The organism is Proteus cibi (genome assembly GCF_003144405.1).
In the GTDB taxonomy this organism is placed as follows: domain Bacteria; phylum Pseudomonadota; class Gammaproteobacteria; order Enterobacterales; family Enterobacteriaceae; genus Proteus; species Proteus cibi.
In genome coordinates this window covers 21,128-41,063 of record NZ_PENW01000034.1, presented here as the reverse complement: position 1 = coordinate 41,063, position 19,936 = coordinate 21,128, and the positions used below count along the sequence as shown (strand labels likewise).

The following is a 19,936-nucleotide window of genomic DNA, read 5'->3' as shown; positions in this document are numbered from 1 at the left end:
GCGGATTCCATTAGGATAGACGACTGATTATTATTTTAACGTTGAGATTGAGCAATTATGGATACAAATGAAATCAAACAAGTATTAATGGACAGCCTGTCTTTAGATGAAGTCATCGTCAATGGTGATGGTAGTCATTTTCAAGTTGTGGTTGTTGGCGCAATGTTTGAGGGAATGAGCAGAGTAAAACAACAACAGACCATTTATGCCCCTTTGATGGAATATATCGCAGATAACCGTATTCACGCTTTGTCTATTAAAGCCTACACACCTGAAGAGTGGAAAAGGGATCGTAAACTTAACGGGCTTTGATTCAGTAGGTATACAGCGTACAGCAAAATAAAAAGAGAGTTCTACAGATGGATAAATTTAGAGTACAAGGACCAACCTGTTTATCAGGTGAGGTCACTATTTCAGGCGCAAAAAATGCCGCACTACCAATCCTGTTCGCTGCGATCCTTGCCGAAGAGCCAGTAGAATTAACGAATGTTCCTAAATTAAAAGATATCGATACAACGATTAAATTACTTAATCGCTTAGGAACGAATGTTGAACGTAATGGCTCTGTTTTCGTTGATGCTCGTAACATTAATGAATTTTGCGCTCCTTACGAGTTAGTCAAAACCATGCGTGCTTCTATTTGGGCTTTAGGTCCGCTGGTGGCTCGTTTTGGTCAAGGTCAGGTTTCTTTACCGGGTGGCTGTGCTATTGGTGCTCGTCCTGTTGATCTTCATATTACAGGTTTAGAGCAATTAGGCGCTGAGATCACACTGGATGAAGGTTATGTAAAAGCACGTGTTGATGGGCGTTTAAAAGGCGCACATATTGTCATGGATAAAGTGAGCGTGGGTGCCACGATCACTATTATGACCGCTGCGGTATTAGCTGAAGGCAAAACCATTATTGAGAATGCGGCAAGAGAGCCTGAAATTGAAGATACAGCAAATTTCCTCAATACATTAGGTGCCAAAATCAGCGGTGCAGGTACAGATAGCATTACGATTGAAGGTGTAGAACGCCTTGGTGGTGGTACTTATCAAATTCTACCTGATCGCATTGAAACAGGGACTTTCTTAGTTGCAGCCGCGGTTTCTCGTGGTCGTGTTGTTTGTCGTAATGCTAAACCAGACACATTAGATGCTGTGTTGGCAAAACTACGTGAAGCAGGCGCTGATATTGAAATAGGTGAAGATTGGATAAGCCTTGATATGCATGGTAAACGCCCTAAAGCGGTAACATTGCGTACTGCGCCACATCCAGGTTTTCCAACTGATATGCAAGCACAATTTAGCCTTTTAAATTTAGTCGCTGAAGGTGCTGGAATGATCACTGAAACGATTTTTGAAAATCGTTTTATGCATATTCCTGAATTAATCCGTATGGGTGCTCACGCAGAAATCGAAAGTAATACTGTGTTATGCCATGGTGTTGAAACACTTTCAGGTGCACAAGTGATGGCAACGGATTTACGTGCTTCCGCAAGCTTAGTGCTTGCCGGTTGTATTGCTGAAGGTACAACCATTGTTGATCGTATTTATCATATCGATCGTGGTTATGAGAATATTGAAGCTAAATTACAAGGATTAGGGGCAAAAATAGAACGTTTGCACTCTAATGACTAATTTATTTTAGTTATCATTTTTTAGCCATTTAAAACCATAGTGCATTGTTGTGCTATGGTTTTTTTATGCATTATGTAAATAGGACTCTTAATAGAATAGGATAATTCATAAGGCATTTCTTTCGTCGCAAGATACAGTAAGAAAAATAGACCTGTTTTAGAAAAATTTCTATGAACTAAAAGGAAGAAATGAATATGCAGGTAACAAGGAAACAAGAGCGCTTAGTTCGTCAAGCACTGGACGAATGGCAACAATCTGGTGAGATTTCAGAACAAGAACATCAGCGGTTAGGAAGGACATTGCACCGCATTTCCTTTGATTGGAAACGGTTGAGTCGTTATGCATTCTGGATAGCGATTGTGTGTTTGATTATTGCTGCTGGTAGTATTTTTAGTGATAGTGCATTAGTTTATTATCTCATTGAGATTTTTAGTGTTTCTGAAATTATGCGGGTGATCTCTCCGGCACTTATTGCCTCAGCACTCTATTTATGGGGATTTAAACGTCAGCGAAAAGAAACACAGTGGCATTATAGTACTGAATTTATTCTCTTTTTAGGTGTGATGTTTACGGCTATTTTTCTTTGGCAACTGGGAGAACTGCTGGATACCGGAAGTGGTCATATTGCTCCTCTCTTTTTAATTGGTTGTGTCATTTATGGTGCAATTGGATTTATCAGTCGTTCCTCGTTGGTGTGGTTATTCTTCTTATTGATGTTAGGAAATTGGTTTGGTGCTGAAACTGGTTATATGTCAGGATGGGGCGCTTATTGGTTAGGGATGAACTATCCTATCCGCTTTGTCTTCTTTGGCGCAGTATTATTAGCAGGCTGTTATTTCCTACAAAATGTATTGGCACGCCGTCGTTTGTTTACCATGACAAAAATAATGGGACTGACTTATCTGTTTATTGCGCTATGGATAATGTCTATTTTCGGTAATTACGATCCCGATACATGGTATCGTGTTTCAAGTGTGAATCTGTTGCCTTGGGCGCTATTATTTGGTGTCGTTGCCGTTATCTGTATTTATATTAGCCTTAAAACAGATGACGGTATGTTAAGAGGATTTGGCTTAACATTCCTTGGCATTAACCTTTATACCCGCTTCTTTGAATATTTCTGGGATAGCTTACACAGTGCGATTTTCTTTTTGATTTTGGCGGTTTCACTGATTTTAATTGGACGAAAAGCTGAAAAAATTTGGCATGCTATCGAAAATAATTCAACCATCAATAAAGAAAGTAAAAGCGAAGAGAATAATTAACAATCAGTGTTTATCCGATGTGCCGTAAAACCCCGTCCTTCAGGGCGGGGAGGATGTCAAGATTCTGGTTGATATTCCGAAATGGTGACATCAACATTAATTTCATTGCCATCGCGCAATAGTGTCACAGGCAATACCGTGCCGGGGCGCGTTTCGGCAATATAATCCATCATTTCCATCGCCGAAGTCGCTGGTGCATGATTAATGCTCAGAATGATATCGCCAGTTTTGATTCCGGCTTTATCTGCTGGGCTATTTGGTGTGATACGGAAAATGCGCAATCCTTGAATTTGTTTGATGTCGGTATTTGATGAGCGAATTCTTGGTAATTCTTTTGCTGTGATCCCAATAAAACCACGGATAACACGACCATCACGAATTAGCTTATTCATAATTTTAACGGCAAGTTCGGTCGGAATGGCGAAGCCCAATCCTTCCGCACTAGGGCGATATCCATTATAAGTCCCTGAATCAAACGTCATGGTATTAATACCCACTAGTTCACCTTCAGTATTTATTAGTGCACCGCCAGAGTTACCTTCATTAATCGAGGCATCTGTTTGTAGGAAATTTTGGTAACGGGTTGGACTTAATCCGACGCGACCGGTAGCACTGATGATCCCTTGCGTAATAGTTTGCCCAATATTAAATGGGTTACCGATAGCTAGCACAACATCACCAACATGAGAAATTCGTTTGCTATTAATGGGGATCGTCGGGAGTTTATCGGCATCAATTTTTAATACTGCCAGATCGGTTAAAGGATCGGAACCAACAAGTAAGCCTTCATAGAGATCACCATTTTGGAGGGCGATAAGGATCTGATCAGCATTATTAATCACATGTTGATTCGTCAGAATATAACCACGAGCATCCATAATGACGCCAGCGCCTAAAGATGTTAGCTCTCGGCCTTCTTGAGAAAAGCTTCCCATCGTACTGCTATAAACATTAACAACCGCAGGGGCGGCTCGTCGCACCGCAGTGTTATAGCTAAAAGGTACATTGAGAAAATCGCCATTAAGTAGGCGTTCAATAAAAATAGGGCGAATCGAAGGAACTGCAATCAAAAGAATTGCTGCGGTGAGAAGACCAATTAGAGTTGATCGCAGTAACTTAGTTAACATAAAAATCCTATATTTATGTCTGACTGTAAAATTATTCGCATAAGAGCGATGAGAATAGCATAGTTTAACTTATGAAAGCATCGCTCAGCGCATAAAATCCCCTTTTAAGCCAATGATCCGTGTCAAAAATAGGGATAAAAAAAGCCCTATAATGGAAATTATAGGGCGAAAGAAATCAATAAATTAGATAGGTGAAAAGCTTACTTCTTAGCGCGGTGTATTACGTAATAGCAGGTAAATTTCTTCATTACCACGTTGAATATTCAACGCAAGAACAGGTGGTTTAGCGTCAATTGCTTTGCGTAAATCGCCTAGTGAGGTAATTGGCGTATTATTGATACCAATAATAAGGTCGCCTTTCTGTAAACCAGATGCCGCCGCTGCGGAATCTTTTTCAACAGAATCAACCGCAACCGCTTTAACTTGTTTGTTTAAGTAATTACTTAATGTGGCACCTTGTAGTGCCGGAGAGAAGTTATCTGCACGTGTTGCATCCGCCGATTGTTTCTCTAAGGTCACTTTAACATCCATTGGTTTACCTTGGCGGATTAAGCCAATCAAGATCTCTTTACCTGGAGGGGTTGTACCAACTTTTGCTCTTAATTCAGCAAAGCTATTGATGCGTTTACCATCAACTGAAATTAAAACGTCACCGGGTTTAATGCCAGCTTTTGCTGCGGATGAATCTGGCATTACTTCGCTAACAAAAGCGCCACGTTGTGCATCAATATTAAAGGACTTCGCCAGATCAGAATTCATTTCTGTACCACGAATACCCAAGATGCCACGTTTAACTTCACCATGAGAAATCAGTTGTTGGCTAAGGTCTCGCGCCATATTACTTGGAATAGCAAAGCCAATACCGATGTTACCTCCCCCCGGTGCCAAAATAGCGGTGTTAATTCCGATTAACTCACCATTCAAGTTAACGAGCGCACCACCAGAGTTACCACGGTTAATTGAAGCATCGGTCTGGATAAAGTTCTCTAAACCTTCAAGATTTAAGCCACTACGACCAAGTGCGGAAATAATACCGGATGTTGCGGTTTGACCTAAACCAAATGGATTACCGACTGCAACCGCAAAATCACCAACACGTAATTGGTCTGAGTCTGCCATTTTAATGGCAGTTAGGTTAGTTGGCTTTTCAATTTGCAGTAATGCGATATCTGTTTGTGGATCGCTACCAATTAACTTTGCACTAAATTCACGACCATCATTAATTTGTAGTTGAATTTTATCTGCACCATCAACAACGTGGTTGTTTGTTAATACGTAGCCTTTCTGTGCATCAATAATGACACCAGAGCCTAAGCCTTCAAAAGGACGAATACTTTGTTGTTGTGATGGGAAGTTTGGACCAAAGAAGAATTTGAACTCTTCAGGGACTTGCTGGCTTTGTACTCGTGTACCTGAAACGTGCACACTGACAACTGCTGGTAACACTTTTTCTAACATCGGTGCAAGGCTTGGCAGTTGTTCACCTGATGGCATAACCGCAGGCAGTGCGGCCATACTGGTTGCTGGAATAGTAGAGAGTGAAAGTCCAACACTCATTGCTAATGCACTAAGTAATAATTTTCTTTTTTTAGTCAACGTCAACATGAATTAGAGTCTCTTGATACAGTTATCAAAATAAAAGTTATTGCTCAAAATGAGCTCGATGTCACTAAGACCTGTACTGACAAAGGAAAGTTCATTAAGACATGATGTGCTTTGCTTCCTTTTACACGGATTTACAAGACAAAAGCTATCTTTAAAACCATAGCAAATAATTGTCATTTTATGATGTTTTTTAGAAAGAAAAACGCCACAAAAAATGTGGCGTTTTTAATATTAACTGTCTTTTTTATCTGTGGGTCTGAACAATCCAGAAGCCCCTTCGGAGTAATCACGAGGTGGCATTTTTATTGGAGATTGATCATTCGCCGCTTCGGATTCACTTAATCGGTAATTAAATGGATTTTCTTGAGCAGGCATATCAGGCATGAGCTCATTAGAGCTTTTCGCCATATGTTGATAAAGCTGACGGTAATCTCTCGCCATGTTATCTAATAGTTCAGCACTTCTAGCAAAGTGGCTGACAAGCTCATTGCGATACGTATCCAGTTCTTCTTTTTTCGTGTCTAACTCTGCTTTGATAGCATCTTGTTGGCGGAGAGTGCTGTTACCATAACGCATTGCAAGTGCGCCGATAATAAGACCAACAACTAATCCAATCAGTGCATAAACCCAAACCATGGCAACTCCTTTTCATCTAATAGTGAGGACGATGGATTCTTATAACATCATAACCGCTAAAAGGCATGGGTGGAATAATATCCTTAAGCTTAATATAAAATTCGTGTGTTACGTTGATGTTAAAACCATTCTTAATGCTTATAATAGAGCCATTCGACAGACACAAATCAGTATGTCAGAAAATTAAGGATAAGAGGGCATTCATGACTGTTAGTACGCCGTTATCACTTTATGAAGCCGCATTGACGCAAGGTGATTATCAACCTGATGATGTTCAGCGAAAAACCGTTCTCCATCTTCAACAGATATACCATGCATTATTAAAAGAGACTCCACCAGAAAAAATTTCGCTAACACAACGACTCTTCGGGCGAATTCGCACAAAAAAACAGATTGTTGCACCAGAACGTGGTTTATATATGTGGGGCGGTGTTGGACGAGGTAAAACATGGTTGATGGATATGTTTTATCAAAGCTTACCAACAGAACGAAAGCTTCGCTTACACTTTCATCGTTTTATGTTACGTGTCCAAGAAGAGCTCAAAAATTTACAAGGTCATGAGGACCCGCTAGAAATTATTGCTGATGACTTTAAAGCGCAAACTGATGTGCTCTGTTTTGATGAGTTTTTCGTTTCTGATATTACTGATGCAATGATTTTAGGTACCTTACTTGAGGCGTTATTTGCCAGAGGTATCACGCTGGTGGCAACATCAAATATTCCACCTGACGAGCTTTATCGTAACGGGTTACAACGTTCTCGTTTTTTACCTGCAATAGAACAGATCAAACACCATTGTGACATTTTAAATGTCGATGCAGGTATTGATTATCGTCTTAGAACATTAACGCAAGCGCATCTTTTTTTATCGCCACTTAACGATAAAAATCGTCAGGAGATGGATCGAATCTTCATGCACTTGGCAACCAGTGAACCGCAAGTAGATTGTACTTTAACCATCAATCATCGTCCCATGAAAGTCAGAAAGGTATCTAATGGGGTGCTTGCTATTAACTTTTCAACCTTATGTATGGAACCACGTAGTCAGCTTGATTACATTGCGCTTTCTAAGCATTACCATTCTGTTTTGTTATATGACATGGAGCAAATGGGAGTCTTAAATGAAGACGCTGCGCGTCGGTTTCTCGCGCTTGTTGATGAGTTTTATGAGCGTAAGGTGAAACTTATTATTAATGCAAATGTAGAAATGAACGAGATTTACCAAGGTGATTTTTTACGTTTTGAATACCAACGCTGCTTATCTCGTTTACAAGAGATGCAAAGTGAAGAATATTTAGTACAACCTCATCTCGCTTAATTTTTAATTCTTGAAGAAAGTCATCTTTCATTATGGTAGGATGACGCAGGTTAAGTTGCTTGATGTTTTTTTCTATGAAAATAGAATGCATTAGGCAGCTTACAAGCGCTCTGGAAAGGAACAATTCTTCTCTTCAGGTAGCAAGAATTTATCAGTCAAATCAGAAAAAAGTGCCAGATTCGTTTTTTTCGCTGAAATATTGAAAAAGAATTCAATTGTTTTTCAATTATGACTCGATTTTTTTTTCTGACTTCTCTATAATCTTGCGACCCCACGTTGCAGCAAGTTTTTTATTTCCCAAAAAACTCGCATTTTAGAGTCAGCAGTGCTACTCGAAGGGGTAGGTTTGCTGGACACAAGAGTCGTGTGAACCTCAATAGTATTTGAACCGAGCGTTCACCAACGTGTAACTAAACATTGGGTAATTTTCAATAATGAAAACTTTTACAGCTAAACCAGAAACCGTAAAACGCGACTGGTACGTTGTTGATGCAGACGGCAAAACTTTAGGCCGTTTAGCAACTGAAATTGCTAGCCGTTTACGCGGTAAGCACAAAGCGGAATACACTCCGCACGTTGATACTGGTGATTACATCATCGTTTTAAACGCTGAGAAAGTAGCGGTAACTGGTCATAAACGTACTGACAAAGTTTACTACCGTCATACTGGTCACGTAGGTGGTATCAAACAAGCGACTTTCGAAGAGATGATCGCCCGTAGTCCTGAGCGTGTAATCGAAATCGCGGTAAAAGGCATGCTGCCAAAAGGGCCTCTGGGTCGTGCGATGTATCGTAAACTGAAAGTTTACGCAGGATCTGAGCACAACCACGCGGCACAACAACCGCAAGTTCTGGACATTTAATCGGGATAATAGGCAATGGCTGATAATCAATACTACGGCACAGGTCGCCGCAAAAGTTCTTCCGCACGTGTCTTCATTAAGCCAGGTAGCGGTAATATCGTAATCAACAAACGTAGCCTAGAAGTTTACTTCGGCCGCGAAACAGCACGTATGGTTGTTCGTCAACCGCTGGAATTAGTTGATATGCTGGGTAAATTAGATTTATACATCACTGTTAAAGGTGGTGGTATTTCTGGTCAAGCTGGCGCGATCCGTCACGGTATCACTCGTGCACTGATGGAATATGATGAGACTCTACGTTCTGATCTGCGTAAAGCTGGTTTCGTAACCCGTGATGCGCGTTCTGTTGAACGTAAGAAAGTGGGTCTGCGTAAAGCACGTCGTCGTCCACAGTTCTCTAAACGTTAATTTGTTATCTTTTAGATATCAATTTGATGTTGAAAACCCGTCTTCACAGGCGGGTTTTTTATTTTTGACTTATTTGTGCTTTATTAATAATAAAAACAGAATGTTGCTAATATATGATGCCGTGGCTTATAAAACAGGCTTTATGTAAGATAACAGTCGTATTGAAAAGACTATTTTTTAGATGTTATCTCTAAATAATTTTATTTTTTGATATTATAATCTTACTTTTAAGGTATCGTGACATATTGTATTGAATTATTTGCATTAGCCCCCCTAAGTAACATGAATTCTGGTAGAATAACGCGCTTTGGTGCCTTTCTATGACTTCATTATGTTGCCAATGGATATATCGATAGTAATATCTGTGATGAGTTTGAAAGCCATACCAAAATTATTATGACAATAATGATTGTTGAATGATTATTTTGGTATTACTTGATAATGATATGTGCCGCAAAGACAGGTGAGTTTTTAACCCTGTAAAATATGATTATCCCACGATAACGCTGTTATACAGGTAGTTACCTAATGCAGTTAATCACTTAAATGTTTATTTAGGTCTACTGCGTTTGTGTGCTTGTCTTTTAGGAATGGGGAAATGGAAACAGCATTGTGCTAATTCATTTCTTTAATTGATTAACTTGGAGGTTTTCATGGCTGTCGCTGCCAACAAACGTTCGGTAATGACTTTGTTTTCCGGTCCGACTGATATTTTCAGCCATCAGGTCAGAATTGTCCTAGCGGAGAAAGGTGTCAGTGTTGAAATTGAACAGGTTGAAGCTGGTAATCTTCCACAGGATCTTATCGATCTAAACCCTTACCAAAGTGTACCGACTTTGGTTGATCGTGAGCTGACTCTGTATGATTCACGTATCATCATGGAATACCTTGATGAACGCTTCCCTCATCCTCCTTTAATGCCAGTTTATCCTGTTGCTCGTGGTAGCAGCCGTTTAATGATGCATCGCATCGAGCATGATTGGTATTCTTTAATGAACACCATCGAAAAAGGAACTGAACAGCAAGCAAATGCTGCTCGTAAACAGTTAGCAGAAGAGCTACTGGCTGTATCTCCTGTGTTTAAAGAATACCCTTACTTTATGAGTGAAGAGTTCAGCTTAGTAGATTGCTACCTTGCTCCTCTGTTATGGCGTTTACCTGTACTCGGTGTAGATTTAAGTGGTGCTGGTGCTAAAGATGTACAAATTTATATGCAACGTGTTTTTGAGCGTGATTCATTCCTCGCGTCATTAACCGAAGCAGAGCGTGAGATGCGCTTACCTTCAAGAGGGTAATAAAGTATGGAGATTATGGATATGTCTCCGCGTCGTCCGCATTTATTACGTGCGCATTATGACTGGATCATCGAAAACGATTTAACACCACATTTAGTTGTTGATGTGAATGTTGTCGGTGTTCAAGTCCCAATGGAATATGCGCACGATGGTCAAATTGTACTAAATATTTCATCTCGTGCAGTAGATGACTTAGAGTTAACGCCGTATCAGGTTTTATTTAGTGCAAGCTTTGGTGGCATACCTCGTAAAGTACGAGTGCCTATGGCTGCTGTTATGGCTATTTATGCGAGAGAAAACGGTGCGGGAATGATGTTTGAGCCAGAGCCTGCTTATGAATCTGGTGCATCATTACAGTTTGCTGAAGATGATAGTGAAGATAACCATGTTGCTCCGGTTAGCGAAGGTTTATCTCTTGTCACTGATGAAGCTGATACTTCTTCACCAGATGATGATCCAGAGCCACCTCGTCCAACAGGTCGTCCAGCACTGCGCGTTGTGAAATAAGAGATTATCTTATTTGTATTAATGAAAAACCCAGTTCACTTGAACTGGGTTTTTTGTGCACAAAAAAAGCGCCCATATTGTTATCGAGCGCTTTATTGGAGTGTATGACAATTATTTCAGCAGTTCTTCTAAACAACCGGTGTAAAGATTAACCGCAGTCATTAATTGTTTTTCGTCGAAGTCAAAGCCTGCTTGATGGTGACCTGCTGTTCTATCAGCACCAACAACGAAGTACAGTGATTTACCACCACAACGTTGTACTCGTTTTGCTAATACTGTTGCATCTTCACTACCACCGAATGGGCGAGTTGCAACCGCAGTTAGCTCAGCATGTTTACCAACAACTTTGGTCATCACATCAATCAGTTCTTGGTCATTTGTTAGATCAACGGCTTCACCCATAATTTCGCTTTCCATTTCTAATTGGAAGCTATGTGCTGCGCCTTCAGCCATACGGACTGCGTTTGCAGCCATAAAGCTGTTGATCTCTTCGTTTTCACCACGAACTTCAATTTGCATTTCCGCATTCGCTGGGGTGACGTTACGGCCTTCACCGGCTTTTAATACACCGATGTTGATCCGTGACATTCCTTTACCATGGCGAGAAATACCCAGCATTTGAGTTGCTGCGTGGCAAGCACCTGCTAATGCATTACGACCTAATTCTGGCTCTGCGCCTGCGTGAGATGGTGCACCTTTAAAACGGAAGTCATATTTAGTGGTACATAAGAAATGTGTTGGGTTAATAACAATTTCACCACTGTTTGCGATAAAGCCTAAGTGTGCACCTAAGAAGTAATCTGCATCATCAGCGATACCACTTTCAGCCATCGCACGAGCGCCACGAACACCTTCTTCTGCTGGTTGGAATAAGATTTTAACTTTACCAACAACGTTATCTTTATTCTCAACTAACCAGTGAGCAACACCTAAACCGATAGAAATGTGTCCGTCATGACCACAAGCGTGCATTTCACCTGCATGACAAGAAGCAAAGTTTTCGGCATGAGGACGGTGTTTAGTTTCAGTTGCTTCGTTAACACCCACACAGTCGATATCAAACCGCAGTGCTACTGTTGGACCGGGTTTACCACTGTCAAAGATAGCCACACAGCCAGTTAGCTCTTTCATTTCATCAAGCAGAGCTTCATCAACTTTATGCTCTCTTGCAACGGCTAGACCTTTTTCAACGACTTGACGGCGACGACCAAAAGCGAACTCTTGATTGATAACGTCTGGACCAACTTTAACGTCTAAACCTAAGCTACGTAGTTCTTTGACTATTTTTGCTGTGGTTAAAAATTCAGACCAACCAATTTCTGGGTATTGGTGAAACTCACGACGCCATTTAATTAATTTTTCTAGTGTAATTGCTGACATATTCATTTCTCCACTTATAACATGAATAACGCAACAGCGATGACGCCGATAATCATACCCGGTGCAGTACGTTTTGCGATTTCCATAGGGTTAACATTTGCAAGACCAGCACAAACAATCGCTGCACCTGCCAGTGGTGACATTGTACGACCTAACGCGCCAGATAATGCCGCTGCCATACCCATATCAGGGATTTCATAACCGAATTGCGCCGCATGCGGAGTAACTGTTTCGTTGAATGCGAATGCTGCTGCGTCACCAGAACCTGTGATAATACCCATTAAGAATGGCCCTAAAGTACCACCCCAGCGAGCAAATTCAGGAGAATGAGTTAAGAAGTTGATGAATGCGTCGATTAAACCTGATGCTTTCAGACCTGCTGCGAATACAGCAGCTGCAATGATGATACCTAATACATCACCATAAGCATTACCCATCCCTTTAAAGAACTCTTTCGTAATTTGAGCAGGGTTAGTTAACGTGATGAACAGGGCATAGATAGAACCGATTAACATTGCTGCGGGTACAGACAGTTTAAATGTACTGAAAGACTCGAAGAATGGCAGAATTAACAGGATTAAAGGAATGAAAGGTGCTGTTGCATATAAGTAGTTAGGACGAACAGCTTCTGGCGTTGCTTGTGCTGATGAAGATGAGGCATCATCAGTAGCAGAAGCCATTTTGAACTCTCTTTTTACTAAAGCGACAACTGCCAGTGAAACCGCTGCGATACCACCTGCCATTAAGCTGTATGGGCTATGGCGAGCGATTAAATCAACCACTTCCATATTTGCCATGTTCGCAACGAAGGCGTTATGCGACATACCAGGGCTTAGCATTGAGCCGATAGTACCACATAATACTGCACCACCTGCGATAGCTGGGTGAATACGTGCTGCGATTAATAATGGAATGAGTGTCGCACCTACTGCTGCTGCACAACCCGCTGCTGATGGGATTGCGATATTAATGAAATACGTTACGACAACGGTAGCTGGAATAAGGAAGAAGCCCAGACGAGTCATTACTTTTGATAAAACATGAACCAGATGCATATCGCATTTGGTATATTTCATAACATAAGCAAAACCCATACTCGAACAGATTGCTTGAATTAATGATGAAGATACCATGCGTTCACTAAATGCGGTAAATGCATCTAATGGACTTAGGCTCAAAATACAAAGCAGTAAACCCGCACCGATAAGTACCATTCGGGTTTCATATTTTTTTATTAGCAAATAGACAGTTACGATAATAACGGCTACGGCTATAAGTTGCATCACCATGGTGATCCCCTAGTTAATTATGACAATACTATTAATTATGAAAGCGAACCTAACATCAATAAATTATATTTTTCTGTAAAGTTATTAGGTGACTCCATTATGAAGTTGGTAGGTTGACAATATTTGATTGTTATCAAATTTAATAGCCGAAATAAAATCTATTTTTTTAGACTGTGATGTTATTAACAAATGCTGTAAAACAATTATCATTAAAAGATGACGGAAAGGTTAAATAAAAAGAGATAAAGTAAAAAATACGAAAATAAATTATATTTACTATAGATCAAGAGTGTTATTTTGATACAAAAAAGAATATCGCTTTTTATCAAAATATTATTTTATTAATTATATTAAATGGTAATGAGAATGATTATTCTGTCTAATATCTTGATGTTCCTTAAATACTATTTATTAATTTTACCGATAATATTGAAAATTATCCCACTTAAATTAAATGGGATAATCAACACGAGAAATTGTTATTTTAAATAATAAAAATAAAAAATATTTAACATGATAAATGTCGCAATATGCCTTCAGCCGCCTCTCTTCCTTCTGCTATTGCTGTTACCACAAGATCAGAACCTCGTACAATATCGCCTCCAGCAAATACTTTAGGGTTTGTTGTTTGATGGGGTATTTCTTGATTATCTGAAATAATAATTCTGCCTGAAGGCGCATATTCGATATTATTTTCATCTAACCATGGATAATGTGCCGGTTTAAAACCAAATGCCAGAATCACTGCATCAGCAGATAGCAAATGCTCACTTCCTTCAATTGGCGTTAATATTTTATTGCCTTGAGTTTTAATAACTTGAATACCGACCACGTTATTTTGATTATCGACTTCAATATCTATAGGTTGAAGATTAAATAAAAATTCTCCACCTTCTTCTTTAGCATTTTTTACTTCGCGTTTTGAACCTGGCATATTGCTTTCATCACGACGATAAACACAAGTCACTTTATTTGCACCTTGCCGAATGGCTGTACGCACACAGTCCATTGCCGTATCACCACCGCCTAATATCACTACATTTTTATCTTTAAGGTCGATATAAGGTGTGTGAGGATCTTCACCATAACCCATTAAATAACGAATGTTACCAATTAAATAAGGTAGAGCACTATAAACACCATTAGCATTTTCATGAGGAAAATGACCACGTAAACTGTGATAAGTGCCCAATCCTAGAAATACAGCGTCATATTGTGTTATTAGGGTACTTAGGGCGATATCTTTGCCTATTTCCGTATTAAGGCAAAACTCGATACCCATTTCACTGAATAATTCGCGACGTCGGATCATCAGTGATTTTTCGAGTTTAAAAGAGGGGATACCAAACGTAAGTAATCCCCCAATTTCTGGATGTTTATCATAAACAACCGGTTTCACACCTTGTCGAATAAGAACATCTGCACAGGCAAGACCGGCAGGACCTGCGCCAATAATTGCGACCTTTTTATCGGTCATGGTGACGTGAGAAAGATCGGGGCGCCACCCTTGTGCTAACGCGGTGTCATTGATGTAACGTTCAATATTGCCAATTGTGACGGCACCAAAATCATCATTAAGTGTACACGCGCCCTCACAAAGTCTATCTTGAGGGCAAACACGACCGCAAATTTCAGGCAAACTGTTTGTTTGATGAGAAAGCTCAGCCGCCTCAAGAATACGTCCTTCATTTGCCAGCTTTAACCAATTGGGAATGTAATTATGAACAGGACATTTCCATTCACAATAAGGGTTTCCGCAGCCTAAGCAGCGATCAGCTTGTGCGGAAGCTTGCTGTGGTGAAAAAGCCTCATAGATTTCAACAAACTCAATTTTGCGAATCGCTAACGGTTTTTTAGTCGGCTCAACACGATTTAAGTCGATAAACTGATACACATTCTGACTCATAATATTCTCCTATTGTGCCTGAACGCGTAATTCAGCAGATGAACGACGAGGATGACCAAGCAATGCATTGACATCACTGGATTTTGGCTTAACCAACTTGAAGTGTTGTGACCAATATTCCCACTGTGAAAGAAATCTTTCTCCTTGCTGTGAGCCAGTCAGTCTGACATGTTCAGCAATCATGCCACGTAGATGTTCAGCGAGAATGGCAAAGGATGCAACAGGAAGCAACTCAATCGACGAAGTATTGATCCGTTGCGATAACGTGAGATCTTCATCTAACAGATAAGCAAATCCCCCCGTCATTCCTGCACCAAAGTTGATCCCCGTTTTACCCAGAACGCAGACAATACCGCCAGTCATATATTCACAGCCGTTATCACCAACGCCTTCAACGACAGCAATTGCTCCGGAGTTTCTGACGGCGAAACGCTCCCCAGCTAAGCCAGAAGCATAAAGTTTTCCACCTGTTGCGCCATAAAGACAGGTATTACCCATAATGGTGGCGTGATGACTTTTAAATGCAGAGCCAACTGGAGGCGAAATGACAATACGCCCTCCTGCCATGCCTTTACCAACATAATCATTAGCATCACCCACTAAAGTTAATTCAACACCTTGCGCATTCCATACACCAAAGCTTTGTCCTGCGGTTCCCGTAAAATAAAGCTTAATAGGGGTGGCAGATAAGCCACTTTCACCCTGTTTTTTGGCGATGATCCCTGATAATGTTGCTCCGACAGAGCGGTCTGTATTACGAATATCAAAATAGTATGTTTGGCTTTTTTGTTGTTCAACCGCGTCACTAGTTTGAGCCACAATACGCTGATTTAATTCGCCATTATCATAAGTGTTATTCTTCTCCTGACAATAAAGCGCATTACCTGATGGTGAAGTTGCTGTTTCTAATAATCCACCTAAAGAGAGTTTTTGCTGTTTACTGCTCACACCTTCTAGGCATGAAAGCAGATCAGTTCGACCGATTAAATCCGTGATTTTTCTCACACCAAGCAATGCCATTAACTCACGGGTTTCTTGCGCAATAAAACGGAAGTAGTTAATAACGCGTTCTGGTAATCCGTGATAATGGTTACGGCGGAGCGTTTCATCTTGGGTTGCAACACCCATTGCGCAATTATTTAAATGGCAAATGCGCAGATATTTACAGCCTAATGCGACCATTGGTCCTGTGCCAAATCCAAAACTCTCTGCGCCTAAAATCGCTGCTTTAATAATATCTAGACCTGTTTTTAATCCACCATCGACTTGTAAGCGAATTTTATGACGTAGATTATTTGCCACTAATGCTTGTTGAGTTTCAACTAAGCCCAATTCCCACGGGCTGCCTGCATATTTTACTGAAGTTAAAGGGCTTGCACCTGTGCCACCGTCATAACCTGCAATGGTGATCAAATCTGCGTAAGCTTTGGCAACACCCGTAGCAATGGTACCCACACCGGGCTCTGACACGAGTTTGACAGAAATCAGTGCAGTTGGATTGATCTGTTTCAAGTCGAAAATAAGCTGCGCTAAATCTTCAATAGAATAGATGTCGTGATGAGGTGGCGGTGATATTAAAGTAACACCGGGAACGGCGTAACGTAGTTGCGCAATATAAGGTGTCACTTTATCTCCAGGAAGTTGCCCGCCTTCACCGGGTTTTGCCCCTTGCGCTACTTTGATTTGTAAAACATCCGCACTCATTAGATAAGAGGGTGTCACACCAAAACGACCAGAAGCGATTTGTTTAATACGCGAGACTTTATTAGTACCGTAACGAGCGGGATCTTCGCCCCCTTCACCTGAATTTGAAAATCCCCCCAATGTATTCATCGCTTGCGCAAGGGCTTCATGCGCTTCTCGACTTAGCGCCCCAATTGACATTGCGGCGGTATCAAAGCGTTTAAATAATTCTGTTTCAGGTTCGACTTCTTCAATCGAGATAGGCGTTGTCTTGTTATTGAGGACTAGCATATCGCGTAAGGTTGTTATTGGGCGCTGTTGCACAAGATTTGCATAATACTGATAGTCGGTATATTCCCCGCTATTTACGGCTTTTTGTAGTGCTTGAACGACATCTGGGTTATAGGCGTGATATTCCCCTTTATGAGCGTATTTTAATAAACCACCTGCTTCTAAAGGATGACGAGTTAACCAAGCCCGCTTAGATAGATTAAATAAGTCGTGTTCAAAATCGCTAAAATCAGCGCCATTAATCCGATTATCAACACCCGCAAAACAGAGCTCAACAACGCTATCATTTAACCCAACAGCTTCAAAAAGTTGAGCGCAGCGGTAAGAGGCGATGGTTGAAATGCCCATTTTGGACATGATCTTATACAACCCTTTATTTATGCCACTTCGATAATTCAGCATGACTTGGGCATAACTTGCTTGGAGGATTTTTTTATCAACACGTTGAGCTAAAGATTCATAAGCCAGATAAGGATAAATTGCTGTGGCGCCAAATCCGAGTAATACGGCAAAATGGTGAGGATCACGGGCACTAGCCGTTTCGACAATGATATTGGCATCACAACGTAAATTATTATCTACCAATGTTTTTTGTACAGCGCCAACTGCCATCGGGGCAGGAATAGGCAATCGCTCTTTAGTGATATTTCTATCTGATAAAACCAATAATACCGCACCACGGTGAACTTCTTGTTGTGCTTTTGCACATAATTGGCGCAACGCTGTTTCTAGGTTGCATTCTGTTGGTTGATACGTGATATCAAGATGAACGGATTGGTAATAAGGGTTTTCTTGATTAATAAGCTGTTGGAAGTCGCTATAAAGCAAAATAGGCGATTGAAAACTCAGCCGATGGGCTTGACCTTCCGCTTCGCAAAACACATTCATTTCGCGTCCAATGCAGGTCGCTAAAGACATCACATGTGCTTCTCTTAATGGATCTATGGGGGGATTGGTGACTTGCGCAAATTTCTGTCTGAAATAGTCATAAATAAGGCGAGGGCGTTGAGAAAGTACAGCAAATGGCGTGTCATCACCCATTGAACCCGTGGCTTCTTGCCCATTTTCTGCAAGCACATGCAAAATGCTTTCTAGCTCCTCTTGGCTATAGGCAAATTGTTTTTGATATGTGGCTAATAAGGTGTCATCAAAGGCGCGTTGTCCTGTGGCTTGTTGTTCTGGTAACTCTTCAAACGGTGTTAAGCGTTTGACATTGCGCTCTAGCCATAGTTTATAAGGATGACGTCTTTTTAAATCTTCATCGGTTTCGGCTGAGTGCAAAATACGTCCATGATGAGTATCAATGACCATCAGTTCGCCGGGACCAACTCGTCCTTTTTCTCGCACTTCATCAGGCTGATAATCCCAAATACCCATTTCAGAAGCACAAGTGATGATGTTGTCTGTGGTGATAACGTAGCGAGCAGGGCGCAAACCGTTTCTATCTAATGTACATGCAGCATAACGACCATCTGATAATACAATGCCCGCAGGACCATCCCAAGGCTCCATATGCATGGAGTTAAAATCAAAAAAGGCACGGAGATCTTCATCCATTTGTGGATTATTTTGCCATGCAGGTGGTACTAATAATCGCATTGCACGAACAATATCCATACCCCCATTGAGAAAAAGTTCGAGCATATTGTCGAGTGAACTTGAGTCTGAGCCATTTTCATTCACAAAAGGGGCTGCACTTTGTAGATCAGGAATAAGGGGGGTATGGAATTTATAGGCACGAGCTCTAGCCCATTGGCGATTGCCTGTAATGGTATTAATTTCACCGTTATGTGCTAAATAACGAAAAGGTTGTGCAAGTGGCCATCTAGGGGTGGTATTCGTTGAAAAACGCTGGTGGAATAAACAAATTGAAGATTCCATGCGTAGATCAGCAAGATCGGTAAAAAAACGTGGTAGATCGATGGCCATACAGAGGCCTTTATAAACCGTCACCAAATTAGAAAGACTACAAATATAAAAATCATTGTCAGTAATGCGTTTTTCAATGCGTCTGCGAGCAACAAAGAGTCGTCTCTCAATATCACTTATCCGCCAGCCAGCGGGGGCATTAACAAAAACTTGTTCGATTAAAGGAAGAGAAGAAAGGGCAATACTGCCTAAAATATCAGTGTTAATAGGCACTTTACGCCAGCCAACAATGGACAGCGTTTCACGTTGTAGCTCTTCTTCGACGATGAGACGGCACTGTTTGGCAATATTGGGATCTTGGCTTAAAAATAGCATGCCTACAGCGTAATTTTTTGTTAAATGCCAGCCTTTTTCTTGAGCAATTAATTGGAAAAAACGCTCTGGTTTTTGTAAGAGTAATCCACAACCATCGCCGGTTTTACCATCAGAAAGAATAGCGCCACGATGTTGCATTCTGGCAAGACCCTGTATCGCATTTCTGACAATCTTATGGCTGGCTTGCCCTTCAATATGCGCGATCAACCCAAACCCACAATTGTCTTTTTCCTGTGTCTTTTGATAGAGCATTTTTGCTTCCTACTTAGTTTACTGGGCACCTCAAAAAAGAGCGCAAAGGAACGTTTTGGCTCAAAGGATGTAGGTAAATTTATGGGTGCTCAGTCGGGTGATGTTGTGTTTGCCTAGCTTGGTGTGTTTTTTATATTGCTATGCAATGCCTTTTCAACTTATCGATAAATAAAAATCAGGTCAATGTGTAGGGAGATTTGACTGAGATAAAAAAGATAAGAGGACTTTTATTTTAAAGTATTGA

General features: G+C 40.8%; 15 protein-coding genes. 8 read left to right on the top strand and 7 right to left on the bottom strand.

Annotated features, from left to right (window positions below):
* The first annotated feature begins 57 nt into the window (after positions 1–57).
* The 3 genes from ibaG (at position 58) to DK865_RS17235 (ending at position 2,887) form a co-directional block, all read left to right on the top strand.
* Positions 58–312 (top strand): BolA family iron metabolism protein IbaG, encoded by a 255-nt coding sequence (ibaG, locus tag DK865_RS17245; protein ID WP_006535338.1) that lies wholly within the window; start codon positions 58–60, stop codon positions 310–312.
* A gap of 47 nt (positions 313–359) precedes the next feature.
* Positions 360–1,622 (top strand): UDP-N-acetylglucosamine 1-carboxyvinyltransferase, encoded by a 1,263-nt coding sequence (gene murA, locus DK865_RS17240; protein ID WP_023582868.1) that lies wholly within the window; start codon positions 360–362, stop codon positions 1,620–1,622.
* Between the two features lie 194 nt (positions 1,623–1,816).
* Positions 1,817–2,887 (top strand): DUF2157 domain-containing protein, encoded by a 1,071-nt coding sequence (locus DK865_RS17235; protein WP_109392431.1) that lies wholly within the window; start codon positions 1,817–1,819, stop codon positions 2,885–2,887.
* 56 nt (positions 2,888–2,943) lie between these two features.
* Here the strand turns inward: DK865_RS17235 and degS are convergent, their stop codons facing one another.
* From degS to zapG, 3 genes are all read right to left on the bottom strand, one after another.
* Positions 2,944–4,014, bottom strand: a complete 1,071-nt coding sequence (gene degS / locus DK865_RS17230) for an outer membrane-stress sensor serine endopeptidase DegS (RefSeq protein WP_109392430.1) — start codon at positions 4,012–4,014, stop codon at positions 2,944–2,946.
* 207 nt (positions 4,015–4,221) lie between these two features.
* Positions 4,222–5,619 (bottom strand): serine endoprotease DegQ, encoded by a 1,398-nt coding sequence (gene degQ, locus DK865_RS17225; RefSeq protein ID WP_109392429.1) that lies wholly within the window; start codon positions 5,617–5,619, stop codon positions 4,222–4,224.
* Between the two features lie 231 nt (positions 5,620–5,850).
* Positions 5,851–6,255 (bottom strand): Z-ring associated protein ZapG, encoded by a 405-nt coding sequence (zapG, locus tag DK865_RS17220; protein WP_023582864.1) that lies wholly within the window; start codon positions 6,253–6,255, stop codon positions 5,851–5,853.
* A 203-nt stretch (positions 6,256–6,458) separates the two neighbouring features.
* On the opposite strand from zapG, the gene zapE reads away from it, so the two are divergent.
* The 5 genes from zapE (at position 6,459) to sspB (ending at position 10,647) form a co-directional block, all read left to right on the top strand.
* Positions 6,459–7,574: a cell division protein ZapE gene (gene zapE / locus DK865_RS17215; protein WP_109392428.1), complete on the top strand. Its 1,116-nt coding sequence runs from the start codon at positions 6,459–6,461 to the stop codon at positions 7,572–7,574.
* 434 nt (positions 7,575–8,008) lie between these two features.
* Complete coding sequence (rplM, locus tag DK865_RS17210; protein WP_006535327.1) at positions 8,009–8,437, top strand: 50S ribosomal protein L13; 429 nt, start codon at positions 8,009–8,011, stop codon at positions 8,435–8,437.
* A gap of 15 nt (positions 8,438–8,452) precedes the next feature.
* Positions 8,453–8,845, top strand: a complete 393-nt coding sequence (gene rpsI, locus DK865_RS17205) for a 30S ribosomal protein S9 (RefSeq protein WP_004245284.1) — start codon at positions 8,453–8,455, stop codon at positions 8,843–8,845.
* A 653-nt stretch (positions 8,846–9,498) separates the two neighbouring features.
* The gene (gene sspA, locus DK865_RS17200; RefSeq protein ID WP_023582862.1) at positions 9,499–10,140 is read left to right on the top strand and encodes a stringent starvation protein SspA; all 642 of its coding nucleotides are present in this window, start codon (positions 9,499–9,501) and stop codon (positions 10,138–10,140) included.
* Between the two features lie 6 nt (positions 10,141–10,146).
* Complete coding sequence (sspB, locus tag DK865_RS17195) at positions 10,147–10,647, top strand: ClpXP protease specificity-enhancing factor (protein ID WP_109392427.1); 501 nt, start codon at positions 10,147–10,149, stop codon at positions 10,645–10,647.
* A 111-nt stretch (positions 10,648–10,758) separates the two neighbouring features.
* Here the strand turns inward: sspB and DK865_RS17190 are convergent, their stop codons facing one another.
* The 4 genes from DK865_RS17190 to gltB form a co-directional block, all read right to left on the bottom strand.
* Positions 10,759–12,027 carry an amidohydrolase gene (locus DK865_RS17190; protein WP_036913937.1) on the bottom strand — a complete coding sequence of 423 codons (1,269 nt, stop codon included), beginning with the start codon at positions 12,025–12,027 and terminating at the stop codon, positions 10,759–10,761.
* A gap of 14 nt (positions 12,028–12,041) precedes the next feature.
* A complete protein-coding gene (gene dcuC, locus DK865_RS17185; RefSeq protein WP_023582859.1) occupies positions 12,042–13,316 on the bottom strand; it encodes a C4-dicarboxylate transporter DcuC in 1,275 nt (424 codons plus the stop codon).
* Positions 13,317–13,824: 508 nt separating this feature from the next.
* Positions 13,825–15,222: an FAD-dependent oxidoreductase gene (locus tag DK865_RS17180; protein WP_109392426.1), complete on the bottom strand. Its 1,398-nt coding sequence runs from the start codon at positions 15,220–15,222 to the stop codon at positions 13,825–13,827.
* Positions 15,223–15,231: 9 nt separating this feature from the next.
* Positions 15,232–19,692, bottom strand: coding sequence for a glutamate synthase large subunit (gltB, locus tag DK865_RS17175; RefSeq protein ID WP_109392425.1), 4,461 nt, complete (start codon positions 19,690–19,692; stop codon positions 15,232–15,234).
* Positions 19,693–19,936 lie beyond the last annotated feature (244 nt).